Source organism: Devosia sp. XGJD_8, from assembly GCF_046614475.1.
GTDB lineage: Bacteria > Pseudomonadota > Alphaproteobacteria > Rhizobiales > Devosiaceae > Devosia.
In genome coordinates this window covers 492,640-504,836 of the sequence record NZ_JBKJHF010000002.1, presented here as the reverse complement: position 1 = coordinate 504,836, position 12,197 = coordinate 492,640, and the positions used below count along the sequence as shown (strand labels likewise).

General features: G+C 65.2%; 13 protein-coding genes. 12 read left to right on the top strand and 1 reads right to left on the bottom strand.

All coding sequences use genetic code 11. The annotated features are described in order from the left end of the window. The first annotated feature begins 37 nt into the window (after nucleotides 1–37). From ACLI1C_RS17960 to ACLI1C_RS17905, 12 genes are all read left to right on the top strand, one after another. Nucleotides 38–577 (top strand): putative glycolipid-binding domain-containing protein, encoded by a 540-nt coding sequence (locus ACLI1C_RS17960; protein WP_411398923.1) that lies wholly within the window; start codon nucleotides 38–40, stop codon nucleotides 575–577. Nucleotides 578–672: 95 nt separating this feature from the next. Further along, complete coding sequence (locus ACLI1C_RS17955) at nucleotides 673–1,875, top strand: phosphoglycerate kinase (RefSeq protein ID WP_411398922.1); 1,203 nt, start codon at nucleotides 673–675, stop codon at nucleotides 1,873–1,875. Nucleotides 1,876–1,961: 86 nt separating this feature from the next. After that, nucleotides 1,962–2,642: a glutathione S-transferase family protein gene (locus tag ACLI1C_RS17950; RefSeq protein WP_411398921.1), complete on the top strand. Its 681-nt coding sequence runs from the start codon at nucleotides 1,962–1,964 to the stop codon at nucleotides 2,640–2,642. 78 nt (nucleotides 2,643–2,720) lie between these two features. Next, a complete protein-coding gene (locus ACLI1C_RS17945) occupies nucleotides 2,721–2,996 on the top strand; it encodes an ArsR/SmtB family transcription factor (protein ID WP_411398920.1) in 276 nt (91 codons plus the stop codon). Beyond that, the gene (locus tag ACLI1C_RS17940) at nucleotides 2,993–3,457 is read left to right on the top strand and encodes an SRPBCC family protein (RefSeq protein ID WP_411398919.1); all 465 of its coding nucleotides are present in this window, start codon (nucleotides 2,993–2,995) and stop codon (nucleotides 3,455–3,457) included. The genes ACLI1C_RS17945 and ACLI1C_RS17940 overlap by 4 nt, the downstream gene beginning before the upstream one ends. A 136-nt stretch (nucleotides 3,458–3,593) precedes the next feature. Next, entirely contained in the window at nucleotides 3,594–4,622 is a 1,029-nt protein-coding gene (locus tag ACLI1C_RS17935) for a class I fructose-bisphosphate aldolase (protein ID WP_411398918.1), read from the top strand. A gap of 164 nt (nucleotides 4,623–4,786) precedes the next feature. Beyond that, nucleotides 4,787–5,389 carry a thiamine phosphate synthase gene (locus ACLI1C_RS17930; RefSeq protein ID WP_411398917.1) on the top strand — a complete coding sequence of 201 codons (603 nt, stop codon included), beginning with the start codon at nucleotides 4,787–4,789 and terminating at the stop codon, nucleotides 5,387–5,389. Continuing rightward, nucleotides 5,386–6,480 carry a tetratricopeptide repeat protein gene (locus ACLI1C_RS17925; protein WP_411398916.1) on the top strand — a complete coding sequence of 365 codons (1,095 nt, stop codon included), beginning with the start codon at nucleotides 5,386–5,388 and terminating at the stop codon, nucleotides 6,478–6,480. Before ACLI1C_RS17930 ends, ACLI1C_RS17925 begins: the two co-directional genes overlap by 4 nt. A 122-nt stretch (nucleotides 6,481–6,602) precedes the next feature. Next, on the top strand, nucleotides 6,603–7,169 hold the full coding sequence (gene efp, locus ACLI1C_RS17920) for an elongation factor P (protein WP_411398915.1): 567 nt from the start codon (nucleotides 6,603–6,605) through the stop codon (nucleotides 7,167–7,169). A gap of 2 nt (nucleotides 7,170–7,171) precedes the next feature. After that, complete coding sequence (locus ACLI1C_RS17915) at nucleotides 7,172–7,966, top strand: inositol monophosphatase family protein (protein WP_411398914.1); 795 nt, start codon at nucleotides 7,172–7,174, stop codon at nucleotides 7,964–7,966. A gap of 175 nt (nucleotides 7,967–8,141) precedes the next feature. After that, nucleotides 8,142–9,128, top strand: coding sequence for a flagellar motor protein MotA (locus tag ACLI1C_RS17910; protein WP_411398913.1), 987 nt, complete (start codon nucleotides 8,142–8,144; stop codon nucleotides 9,126–9,128). Between the two features lie 3 nt (nucleotides 9,129–9,131). After that, complete coding sequence (locus tag ACLI1C_RS17905) at nucleotides 9,132–10,157, top strand: peptidoglycan -binding protein (RefSeq protein WP_411398912.1); 1,026 nt, start codon at nucleotides 9,132–9,134, stop codon at nucleotides 10,155–10,157. Between the two features lie 145 nt (nucleotides 10,158–10,302). Here ACLI1C_RS17905 and ACLI1C_RS17900 read toward each other — a convergent pair whose 3' ends face one another. Beyond that, nucleotides 10,303–12,117, bottom strand: a complete 1,815-nt coding sequence (locus ACLI1C_RS17900) for an ABC transporter ATP-binding protein (RefSeq protein WP_411398911.1) — start codon at nucleotides 12,115–12,117, stop codon at nucleotides 10,303–10,305. Nucleotides 12,118–12,197 lie beyond the last annotated feature (80 nt).

The window sequence follows — 12,197 nt, the reverse complement described above, 5'->3', positions numbered from 1 at the left end:
GGCAATGGTTTGGCCGGACCAGCAACGGCGAGCGCATATGAGTCTTGATCGATCCATCCGCTGGCGCGGCCTCGACCCCGCCACGCTCGAACACTGCCACGTCATCTCCACCCCGCGCGACACCCGAATTCGCGGCACCGTCATCACGCCGGCCTATGGCCTCTTCTACCGCATCAAGCTGGACGACAGCGAACATGTCCGGACCGTGCGGCTCGAACGCACCGATGGGGCGACGCTCGAACTCTTCTCCGATGGCGCCGGCAACTGGTCCGATGATCGCGCCGAGCCCCTGCCCGCCCTCAGGGGCTGCATCGATATCGACATCTGGCCAACGCCTCTGACCAATTCCCTGCCGCTCTGGCGCTGCCAATGGCAGATCGGCGCAGCCCAGCGCTTCGCCATGGCCTGGATCGACGCCGATGCCATGACGGTCAAGCGCAGCGAGCAGGTCTATACCCAGCTCGATGCCACCCAGTTCCGCTTCCAGTCCGCCGACTTCGAGCGCGTGCTGGACGTCGATGCCGACCGGCTGGTGGTGACCTATCCGGGCCTGTTCGAGCGCGCGGAGGAGCGCTGAACGGCCTGGCCGCCAGAGATTCTTCCCGCTCCCGCTTCCCCCCTTCGCCCTGCTCTGCTACGCCACGGGCGACGACCTAGACCCGGGAGACCTTCATGTCCGCGACCTTCAAGACCCTCGACGAGCTCGACCTCAAGAACAAGCGCGTGCTGCTCCGGGCCGATCTCAACGTTCCGGTCGCCGATGGCAAGGTCACGGACGCCACCCGCATCGAACGGCTGGTGCCCACAATCCGCGAGATCGTCAAATATGACAGCAAGGTCATCCTGCTCAGCCATTTCGGCCGCCCCAAGGGCAAGGTCGATCCGCAATTCTCGCTCGAACAGGTCTGCGAGGCCGTCGCCAACCAGACCGGCCATCCGGTGGGCTTCGTCGCCACCGACTGGGTCGATATGGCCGACGCCCAGAAAGCCATCGAGTCCGCTCCGCCCGGCTCGGTGCTGATCCTCGAAAACACCCGCTTTCACCCGGGCGAAGAGACCAATGACCTCGAGCTCGCCAAGCGCATGGCGAGCCTGGGCGATGTCTATGTCAACGACGCCTTCTCGGCCGCCCACCGTGCCCATGCCTCGACCGAAGCGCTCGCCCACCTGCTGCCGGCGGCGGCGGGCCTGGCCATGCAGGCTGAACTCGAAGCGCTCGAATCCGGCCTCGGCAAGCCCAAAAAGCCCGTGGTTGCCATTGTTGGCGGCGCCAAGGTCTCGTCCAAGATCGACCTGCTGGAAAACCTGGTGACCCGCGTCGATGGCCTCGTCATCGGCGGCGGCATGGCCAATACCTTCCTGCACGCCCAGGGCTATGGCGTCGGCAAGTCGCTCTGCGAAAAGGACCTGGCCGATACCGCCCGGCGCATCATGGACAAGGCCATCGACAGCGGCTGTGCCATCATCCTGCCGATCGACGCGGTCGTCGCCTGGCACTTCAAGGCCGACACCCCCACCCGCCTCTATGGCGTCGACGCCATCGACAATGACGGCATGATCCTCGATATCGGCCCCTCCTCGATAGAGCGCATCACCGGGGCCATCGACGATGCCCATACCGTGGTCTGGAACGGCCCCATGGGCGCCTTCGAGATGAACCCCTTCGATGCCGGCACCGTGGCCATCGCCAAGCATGTCGCCAAGCGCACCCATGACGGCAAGCTGGTCTCGGTGGCCGGCGGCGGCGACACCGTCTCCGCCCTCGCCCATGCCGGGGTCAAGGACGACTTCACCTATGTCTCGACCGCGGGCGGCGCCTTCCTCGAATGGATGGAAGGCAAGCCCCTCCCGGGCGTGGAAGCGCTGAAGAAGTAGATAGTTTCAAAGTTCTGAAACTTTGCCTTGCAGAAAGGGCGGTCAGCAGATAGTTTCCGATATCGGAAACTATTGGAGCACTTTTCGTGTCGCTGACCCTCTATCTGCATCCCTTGGCCTCGTTTTGCCACAAGGTCCTTATTGCGCTCTACGAGAGTGAGACGCCATTCACGCCAGTGACAGTCGACCTCGCCGACCCCAACTCCGCGCGGCAGGTGACCGACCGCTGGCCCGTGGGCAAGATTCCGCTGCTGCATGACAGCACCGGTAATCGCGTGATCCCCGAGACCACGATCCAGATCGAATACCTGGACCAGCACTATCCCGGTCCCAACCCGCTTGTACCCACCGACGCCGAAGCAGCACGCGAGGCGCGGCTTTGGGACAGGTTCTTCGACAATTATGTGCAGATCCCGATGCAGAAGATCGTCGGCGACCGCATCCGCCCCGCTGGTGCCACCGACCCGCACGGTGTGGCCGATGCCCGCCACACCCTGCGCACCGCCTATGCGATGATCGATGGCCAGCTCGCGGGCCGGACTTGGGCGACGGGTGACGCCTTCACCCTGGCCGACTGCTCAGCAGCCCCGGCCTTGTTCTACGCAAGCATAGTCGAGCCCTTCCCCGCCGAGCACACCTTTCTCGCCGCGTACTTTGAGCGCCTGCTGATACGCCCCAGCGTCGCAAGGACACTTGCCGAGGCGCGACCATTCTTTGCTATGTTCCCCTATCGCGAGGCGATGCCCCAGCGATTCCTGGCCGACTGACGGAGACCGCCGCTGCAACAAGAGCCGGCCCAGCTTGATCGTCTCTTCCATGCGCTTGCCGACCCACATCGGCGGGCCATGGTGTCGCGTCTCGTGCAGGGACCGGCCTCGATGAAAGAACTGGCCACGCCACTGAGCCTGGCACTGCCATCGGCGCTCAAGCACCTGCAGGCGCTTGAGATCGGGGGAATCGTTACCTCCAGCAAGACTGGCCGGGTGCGCACTTTTGCCATTCGGCAGGATGGCCTGCGCACCATCCAAACCTGGCTGGCGGACCATCAGCGCGAACTCAATGCTGGCTTTGACCGGCTCGAGGCAGCGATGCGCGCCACGCCCGAGGAGACATCGGAATGAATACAGTGCAGCATTCGAGCTTTACCGTCGAGCGCCTGCTTCCTGCCCGCCCCCAGCATGCCTACCGCTTCTGGGCCGACCCGGCGCTGAGGGAGCGCTGGACCAGTTGCCATCCCGATTGGTCGCTGCTCGAAGAGACGATCGATTTCCGGATCGGCGGACAGCATCTGACGCGCATGCGTTCCCCCGGTGGCAGCGTCCAGACGGTCGATATCCGCTACCTCGACCTGCTCGAAGGCCAGCGCATCGTCTATGCCTATTCGATGCATCTCGACCACCAGCCTCTGTCTGCCTCGCTGGTCACCATCGAACTCCTGCCCGGGCAAGGCGGGACACGGATGGTCTATGTCGAGCAGCTCGCCATGCTGAGTGGCGACCCGGAGCTGCGCCGCCAGGGAACTGACGACGGTTTTGACCGCCTCGTGACCGCGGTCGAGCGTGACGTGGCAGTGCTGCAATAGCTCGTGCCGTGACCTTTGGGCCTGCCGACCGATCTTCCATACAAGATTAGCCTTTCGTCGCATAAACGCAGGTCTAATCGCCGTCGCCGTAACGAAAGTCTAATCTGGGACCAATCCCTGATACCGAGGTTGGACCATGACGAAGTCGCTCAATGCCATTGCCAAGAAGCTTATGGAGCCGGGAAAGGGGATTCTGGCAGCCGACGAATCCGAAGGCACCATTGCCAAGCGCTTTGCCAAGATCAACCTGCCCAACTCGCTCGATCTGCGCCGCGACTATCGCGAAATGCTGTTCCGCTCCACCGAGGCGATGACCAACTATATATCCGGCGTCATCCTCACCGAGGAAACGCTGGAGCAGCATGCCGCCGACGGCACGGCCTTCCGGTCCATCCTGGCCGATGCCGATGTCATTCCGGGCATCAAGGTCGACCGTGGCGCCTTCCCCATGCCCGGCGACAATGGCGAGAAGATCACCGAGGGCCTTGATGGCCTGCGCCAGCGCCTCGAGCGCTATGCCAGCCTCGGCGCCGGCTTTGCCAAGTGGCGCGCCGTCATCACCATCAATGACGTTGCCCCCACCCGCAACAATATCCGCGCCAATGCCCATGCGCTGGCCCGCTACGCCATTCTCTGCCAGGAAGCCGGCATTGTGCCCGTCGTCGAGCCCGAAGTGGTGGGCGATGGCGATCCGGGCAACCATTCGATGGAGCGCTGCGCCCAGGTGACGGGCGACGTGCTGGAAAACACGTTCAAGGAACTGCGCCTGGCCGGCGTCGAACTCTCGGGCATGCTGCTCAAGCCCAATATGGTCCTGCCCGGCATCAATTCGCGCGAGCGCCCCTCCTTCGAGGACGTCGCCCGCCGCACCGTCGAAGTGCTGCGCGAGCATGTCCCGGCCGCCGTGCCCGGCATCGCCTTCCTTTCCGGCGGCCAGACCGATGAGGAAGCCACCGCGCATCTGTCGGCCATGAACCAGATTGCCGGCAAGCCCTGGCCGCTGACCTTCTCCTATGGCCGCGCGCTGCAGAACGTTGCCCTGCGCACCTGGGCCGGCCGTCGCGAGAACTTCCCCCAGGCCCAGGCCGCCTTTACCCACCGCGCCCACATGAACTCGCTGGCCGCCCTGGGCACCTGGACCGGCGAGCTCGACCGCGCCGCCTGACACCGATCTACCTGACGTCCCAACGTCACCACTGATGCGCATCCTCCTCCCGGGGATGCGCATTTTTCTTTGCGCCTGCTGGGGGCTTCGCCTATTGGAAGGCGACCTCTTTGTCGCCAAAATGGCCAGACAAGAAGACGTCTCGCGTCGAGTACCCGGAAGCCATGGCCCCCCAGCTTTATCTGATCACTCCTGCCACCGCCGTTCCGGAGACGTTCCCCGCCACGCTGATGGCCGTGCTCAATGCCGCCGCGTTTTCCGCGCTGCTGGTCAGCCGCGGCACGCTCGATGACGCTGCCTATGCCCGGCTCGCCGCGGCCATCATCAATGTCGGCCAGGGCGCCGGCTGCGCCGTGCTGATTGAGGACGATATCGCGCTGGCAAAGCGCCTCGGCGCCGATGGCGTGCATGTGACGGGCGGCCCCGAGGCCATTGCCGATGCCGTGGCGGCCCTCAAGCCGTCCATGATCGTGGGTGCCGGCAATGTGCATTCCCGCCATGACGCCATGACGGCGGGCGAGATGGACATCGACTATGTCTTCTTCGGGCCGCTCGAGGGCGCCACCGACCCGCAGGATGCCGACCTCGCCCAGTGGTGGGCGGAAACCTTCGAAGTGCCCGGCGTGCTGAGCCTGCCCGACGCCGCCCCCGGCGCGGCCGACGCGCGTGGCGCCGAATTCCTGGCGCTGTCGCACAGCCTGTGGACCGCCGCCTCGCCCGCAGCGGCGATGCGCGCCATCGCCGACGACCTGGGAGTTTCCGCATGATCGCGCGCCTCTTGCTCGCGGCGCTCCTGGCGCTGACCTCCCTGGCGGCCATGGCACAGGATGCCACCGACAGCCCGGAAGCCACCGAGAGCCCCGCCGACGCCATCTCCGACGAGATCTTCGGGCCGCGCGTACCGACCGACTATGCCTTCGGCGCCTTCCAGCGCGGCTATTTCCTGACGGCGCTCGAACTGGCACTGCCGCGCGCCGAACAGGGCGACCCGGCCGCCCAGACGCTGATTGCCGAGCTCTATGCCAAGGGCCTGGGCGTGGCCCAGAACGACCAGCGCGCCGCCGGCTGGTACCAGCTTGCCGCCAATGGCGGCGATCGCCTCGCCATGTTCGAACTCGCGCTCTATTACCAGGACGGCATCGGCGTGCCCAAGAACCGCGCCCGCGCCGCCGACCTGTTCCGCCAGGCCGCCGAGGCGGGCTATATCCCGGCCAAGTACAATATGGCGCTGCTCCATGTCGAAGGCGTCCATGCCGCGCCAAGCCTGGTCACCGCCGCAACCCTGATGAAGGAAGCCGCCGATGCCGAACTGCCCGAGGCGCAGTATGACTATGGCAGCATGCTGATCGAGGGTGCCGGCGTTGCCCCCAATCCCGAGGAAGGCGCCCGCTATATTGCGCTGGCCGCCGAACAGAACCTGATCGCCGCCCAGATCGACTATGCGACACTGCTCTATCTCGGCCAGGGCGTGGACAGGAATGTGGAGGAAGCTGCTCGCTGGTATGGCATTGCGGCCGAGGCCGGCAATGCCGTGGCGCAGAACCGCTACGCCAAGCTGCTGGCCGTGGGCGAAGGTGTGCCGCTCGATCTCGAGGAAGCCGCGATGTGGCGGGCGCTGTCGCGGCGCCAGGGCCTGTCCGACCCTGCGCTCGACCGGCTGCTGGTCTCCATACCCCAGGCAGACCTCGCCAGCGCCGAGGAGCGCGCCCGCTTCTGGCCCTCCACTCCGCCGCAGATCGAAACCGTGCTGGAGATCCCCAGCGTCGATGCGCCAGCCAGCGACAGCCCTGCTTTGCCTGCCCCCACCGACGCGGGCGAGGCACCCGCCACCGCGCCCGTCGAAGCGCAAGACCCTTGAACCCAAGGGCGTTCTGAGGCAATAAGCCCGCCACGCCCTCAAGCCCAATCAACCTTCGGCCAGCCGCATCCGGCGCGCGTGGCCCGAACCGACAATTTCGCGCACCCGAAAGCATCACCCGCATGGCCAAGATCAACGGCAACGAAATCCGCCCCGGCAATGTCGTCAACCACCAGGACCGGCTCTGGGTCGCGGTCAAGGTCGATCACGTCAAGCCCGGCAAGGGCGGCGCCTATGCCCAGGTCGAACTCAAGGCCATCCTTGGCGGCACCAAGCTCAATGAGCGCTTCCGCTCCGCCGAGACGGTCGAGACCGTCGAGCTCGAATTCCGCGACTTCACCTATCTCTACGAGCAGGGCGACAGCCTGGTCTTCATGGATCAGGACAGCTACGAGCAGGTCGAACTGGCCAAGGACTTTGTCGGCGAACGCGCCGCATTCCTGCAGGACGGCATGAAAATCACCCTCGAAATGCACGAGGAAACCCCGCTCGGCATCAAGTTCCCGCCCAATGTGATCCTTGAGGTTACCGAGGTCGATCCCGTGCAGAAGGGCCAGAGCGTTTCCAGCCAGTTCAAGCCGGCAATCCTGGCCAATGGCCTCAAGGTCATGGTGCCGCCCTTCATCGCCGTCGGCGAGCGCATCGTCGTTGACACCACCGAAGCCACCTATATGCGCCGGGCCGACTGACCATGGCACGTTCTGCAATCCTCAATGTCATGGTCAACGCCGCCATCAAGGCCGGCAAGTCGCTGACCAAGGACTTCAACGAAGTCGAAAACCTGCAGGTCTCCCGCAAGGGTCCCGCCGACTTTGTCTCCAAGGCCGACCTGCGCGCCGAACAGATCGTTTATGACGAACTGCTCAAGGCCCGCCCGACCTATGCCTTCCTGATGGAAGAGGGCGGCGAAGTCGCCGGCACCGATGGACAGCACCGCTGGATCATCGATCCGCTCGACGGCACCACCAATTTCCTGCACTCGATCCCGCTCTTTGCCGTGGCGATTGCTCTCGAACGCGCCAACGAGATCGTCGCCTCGGTGATCTACAATCCCGTGATGGACGAGCTCTATACCGCCGAAAAGGGCGGTGGCACCTGGCTGAACGACCGCAAGCGCCTGCGCGTGGCCGGCCGCAAGTCGCTGGCCGATGCCGTGGTCTGCACCGGCATCAAGACCCAGGGCACGGCCAATGACGGCCTGCAGCTGCGCCAGCTGGCCCATATCAACCCCGCCGTCGCCGGCATCCGCCGCTCGGGCTCGATCTCGGTGGACATGGCCTGGCTGGCCTCGGGCCGCTACGACGCCATCTGGGAAGCCGGCCTCGCCCCCTGGGACGTGGCCCCCGGCCTGCTGATGGTCAAGGAAGCCGGTGGCTTCGTCTCCGACTTCGCCGGCAGCCCCGGCTCGGTGTGGAACGGCCAGGTCGTCGCCGGCAACGAGACATTGCAGGCCGCCCTGCTCAAGCAGCTCAAGCCGATCGCCTAGCCAGAGCGGGTTTGCCGGCAAACCGCAAGAAAACTACAGGCATGCTTGCGGCATGCCTGTAGCAAGCTGGCGCGTGCATGCTGTTCCCGTTAACCTTTTGCATTGCCCCCGTCGTCCGCGCTGACTAGTCTGCAGCCTTGTGATTTGCGCGTGAGGGGCGAGGTTTGAGGCACAGATGACGCAAGGCTACGATCCCTACCACCTCGCCAGTCCTACCGTTTACCTCGTCAAGATCGTGATTTTTCTGGTGTTGGTGGCCCTCGTCGGGGCGATCCTCTTCGCCAACATCGTCACCTTCTTCTGGGCCAATCCGTTCATCAATTCGATGATCTTCCTGGCCCTGTTCATCGGCATTTTCCTCAGCTTCCGCCAGGTTATCCGGCTGTTTCCCGAGGTAAAATGGGTCAATTCCCTGCAGGAAGGCACCACCACCAATGTGCGTCCGCCCATCCTGCTGGCCCCGGTCGCCGGCATCCTGCGCGAGCGGATCGGCGAGGCAGTCATTACGCCCTCATCCATGCGCTCGATCCTCGATTCCGTCGGCAACCGGCTCGACGAGGCCAAGGACACTTCCCGCTATCTGACCGGCCTGCTGGTGTTTCTCGGCCTGATGGGCACCTTCTACGGCTTGTTGGAAACCGTGAGCTCGGTCGCGGGCGTGATCAATGCGCTGGACGTCACCTCGGCCGACACCACCGCGCTGTTTTCTAACCTCAAGGAAGGCCTCGCCGCGCCACTGGCCGGCATGGGCACGGCCTTCTCGTCATCGCTGTTCGGCCTCGCCGGCTCGCTGGTGCTGGGATTTCTCGATCTCCAGACCAGCCAGGCGCAGAACGCTTTCTATACGGACCTGGAGGACTGGATGACCTCGATGACCGAGCTCGACCACCCGGTCACCGCCATGCAAGTCAATGCCGGCGGCCCCGACATGCAGGCCATGTTCGACAAGCTGGGCGACAGCATGCAGAACCAGAATTCGAGCCAGAACGCCATCCGCGCCATGGCCGAACTGGCGCGCGGCATCGACGGGCTGGTCAAGCATATCCGCACCGAGCAGGACGATCTGCGCCGCCATATCAACGAGCAGGGCGAGACCAACCAGAAGCTGCGCGAACTGATCGACGCCGTGCTGACGCAGGCCGATACCGAGCGGCGGAACTGATCCATGCCGGGAGCCCGTTCCCGCCGGCGTATCGAGGCCAATTACTGGCCCGGCTTCGTCGACGCCCTGTCGAGCCTGCTGCTCGTCATCATCTTCATGCTGAGCCTGTTCATGCTGACCCAGTTCTTCCTGGGCCAGGAGATCCAGGGCCGCGACACCGCGCTTGCCCGGCTCAACAGCCAGATTGCCGAGCTGACCGACCTGCTGCAGCTTGAGCGCGCCAATTCGGACGACCTGTCCAGCCAGATTGCCACCCTGACCGCCACGCTCAGCAGCGCCCAGGCCGACAATGCGAGCCTCTCCAGCCAGCTGGCCGGGGTCGGCGCCGGCCTTGGCGACAAGGACGCGACCATTGCCGGCCTGCAGGATGACCTGCTGTCGGCCCAGGAGCTGTCCGACGAGGCCAATGCCCAGGTCGCGCTGCTCAACCAGCAGCTCGCGGCTTTGCGCACCCAGATCGGCGCCCTCGAAGCGGCGCTCGAAGCCTCCGAGGCGCGCGACACCGAGAGCCGCACCCAGATTGCCGATCTCGGCCGGCGCCTCAACCTGGCCCTGGCGCAACGCGTGCAGGACCTGACGCGCTATCGGTCCGACTTCTTCGGCCGCCTGCGCCAGATCCTCGAGGGCCGCGCCGATGTGCGCGTGGTGGGCGACCGCTTCGTCTTCCAGTCAGAGGTCCTGTTCGATCCGGGTCAGGCCGACATTTCCCCAGAGGGCACGCCGGATCTCGACGCGCTGGCCGCAGCCATATTGCAGCTCGAAACCGAGATTCCGCCCGATATCAACTGGGTGTTGCGCATCGACGGCCACACCGATATCCGCCCGATTTCCAACGAGCGCTTCCCCTCCAACTGGGAGCTCTCGGCGGCCCGCGCTATCTCGGTCGCGCGCTATCTCGTCACCAAGGGCGTGTCTCCCAATCGTCTGGTGGCAGCCGGTTTCGGGGAGTTCACCCCGCTCGACCCGGCCGAGAATGACGACGCCTACCGGCGCAACCGCCGCATCGAGTTCAAGCTGACGGAAGGCTGATCGGCTCACACCTCTCCCTTGGGGGAGAGGTCGACCCCTCTTGGGGGCGGGTGAGGGGGCCTTCCCCACGCACCTCACCCAGTAAAGGCCCCCCACCTGGCGCTGCGCGCCGACCTCTCCCCCAAAGGGAGAGGTAAGGCAAGCACTAGCCCGGCAGGTCATCCAGCCGGAACTGCAGCTTGGCCAGTTCGGCATAGCGCCCGCCCTTGGCGACCAGCTGCTCATGGGTGCCCTGGTCGATGATGCGGCCGCCGTCCAGCACCAGGATCTTGTCGGCATCACGGATCGTCGCGAGGCGGTGGGCAATCACCAGCGTGGTGCGCCCCTCCATCAGATGCTCCAGCGCCACCTGCACCAGCCGCTCGCTCTGCGCGTCGAGCGCACTGGTCGCCTCGTCGAGCAGCAGAATCGGGGCGTTCTTGAGGATGGCGCGGGCGATGGCGAGACGCTGCTTCTGCCCGCCGGACAGCATCACGCCGCGCTCGCCGACCAGCGACTGGTAGCCCAACGGCAGGTCGAGCACGAAGTCATGCACCAGCGCTGCCTTGGCTGCCGCCTCGACCTCGGCATCGCTCGCCTCGGGTTTGCCGAAGCGGATATTCTCGGCAATGGTGCCGGCAAAGATGATCGGCTCCTGCTCGACATAGGCGAAACGCTGGCGCAGATCGCTGAGCCGGACATCGCGGATATCGATGCCGTCGACCAGGATGGCGCCGGCCATGACATCATAGAAGCGCTGCAGCAGCGACAGGGTCGTCGACTTGCCCGATCCCGAGGCCCCGACCAGGGCAACCGTCTCGCCGCGCCCCACGGTGAAATCGAGCCCGTGCAGCACCGGCTCGGTACCATTGTAGGAAAAATCCACATTGTCGAAGGTGACTGTACCCAGCGCCGGCACCGGCAAAGCCTTGGGCTGTGCGGCCTCGCGGATGGTCGTCTCGGTATCGAGGATTTCCGTCAGCCGTTCGGTCGCGCCGGCCACAGATTGCAGCGTGCCCAGGACTTCGCTGACATTGGTCAATGCCCCCGAAGCCATCAGCGCATAGACGAGGAACTGCGCCAGCTGCCCGGCGGTGACCGTGCCCTCGAACACCGAGCGGGCACCCCACCAGACGAGGAAAACCAGCGCCGCCGTGCCCAGGAAGATCACCATGCCGACCAGCACCGAGCGGGCCAGCAGCCGCTTGACTTCGGCCCGGTAGCTCGCCTCGCTGCGCTCGTCATACTGGGCAGCCTGGATCGGCTCCTGGGTAAAGGACTTGACCGTGCGCGTGGCGCCCAGCATCTCGGTCGCCATGGCGGAGAGGTCGGCCAGCGCATCCTGGGTCTTGCGCGACATGCCGCGCAGGCGGCGCGCAAAGGTAATGACGGGAAAGAGGATTGCCGGCGCCGCGATGACCACGGCCAGGGTCAGCACCGGGCTGGTCAGCAGCATCATGGTCAGCGCGCCGATAATGGTGACCATGGAGCGCAGGGCCAGCGAGAAGCTCGATCCCACCGCGCCACGGATCATCGCCACGTCGCCATTGAGCCGACTGGTCAGCTCGCCCACGCGATGGGTATCGAAATAGCGCGCGTCAAGGCTCAGCAGATGCGCGAACACCGCCTGGCGCAGATCGGCGAGCACGCGCTCGCCCACCACCGAGATGAAGTAGAACCGCGCCCCGCTTGCCACTGCCATGACGGCTGCGACGGCGATGATGATCCAGCCATAGCGGCCGACATTTTCCAGATTCTGCGCGACGAAACCCTGGTCGATGGCACCGCCCAGCAGCGCCGGAATGGCCAGCGACGACACGGTCGAAATCAGCATGAAGGCCACGGTGAGGCCCAGCCGCCATGGATAGCGCAGCATGAAGGGAACGAGCTTGCGCAGGGGCTGCAGCTTGCGCGGGTTGACCACCGGGGTCAGCGCGATTGTTTCGGGATCAGCCTCAACCGGGACGGCCTGGTCTGTCATCGCTCGGTTACGCCATTGTGCTTTGGGTCCGCGACGGGGCTGGACCGCGTTGAGGCTTCGATATAGGCACTAGGCGCTGG

Bases quoted from the DNA above. Each gene is read 5' to 3' on its own strand.
- ACLI1C_RS17960 (WP_411398923.1), top strand. From the start codon at position 38: ATGAGTCTTGATCGATCCATCCGCTGGCGCGGCCTCGACCCCGCCACG.
- ACLI1C_RS17955 (WP_411398922.1), top strand. From the start codon at position 673: ATGTCCGCGACCTTCAAGACCCTCGACGAGCTCGACCTCAAGAACAAG.
- ACLI1C_RS17945 (WP_411398920.1), top strand. From the start codon at position 2,721: ATGGTGTCGCGTCTCGTGCAGGGACCGGCCTCGATGAAAGAACTGGCC.
- ACLI1C_RS17940 (WP_411398919.1), top strand. From the start codon at position 2,993: ATGAATACAGTGCAGCATTCGAGCTTTACCGTCGAGCGCCTGCTTCCT.
- ACLI1C_RS17935 (WP_411398918.1), top strand. From the start codon at position 3,594: ATGACGAAGTCGCTCAATGCCATTGCCAAGAAGCTTATGGAGCCGGGA.
- ACLI1C_RS17930 (WP_411398917.1), top strand. From the start codon at position 4,787: ATGGCCCCCCAGCTTTATCTGATCACTCCTGCCACCGCCGTTCCGGAG.
- ACLI1C_RS17925 (WP_411398916.1), top strand. From the start codon at position 5,386: ATGATCGCGCGCCTCTTGCTCGCGGCGCTCCTGGCGCTGACCTCCCTG.
- efp (WP_411398915.1), top strand. From the start codon at position 6,603: ATGGCCAAGATCAACGGCAACGAAATCCGCCCCGGCAATGTCGTCAAC.
- ACLI1C_RS17915 (WP_411398914.1), top strand. From the start codon at position 7,172: ATGGCACGTTCTGCAATCCTCAATGTCATGGTCAACGCCGCCATCAAG.
- ACLI1C_RS17910 (WP_411398913.1), top strand. From the start codon at position 8,142: ATGACGCAAGGCTACGATCCCTACCACCTCGCCAGTCCTACCGTTTAC.
- ACLI1C_RS17905 (WP_411398912.1), top strand. From the start codon at position 9,132: ATGCCGGGAGCCCGTTCCCGCCGGCGTATCGAGGCCAATTACTGGCCC.
- ACLI1C_RS17900 (WP_411398911.1), bottom strand. From the start codon at position 12,117: ATGACAGACCAGGCCGTCCCGGTTGAGGCTGATCCCGAAACAATCGCG.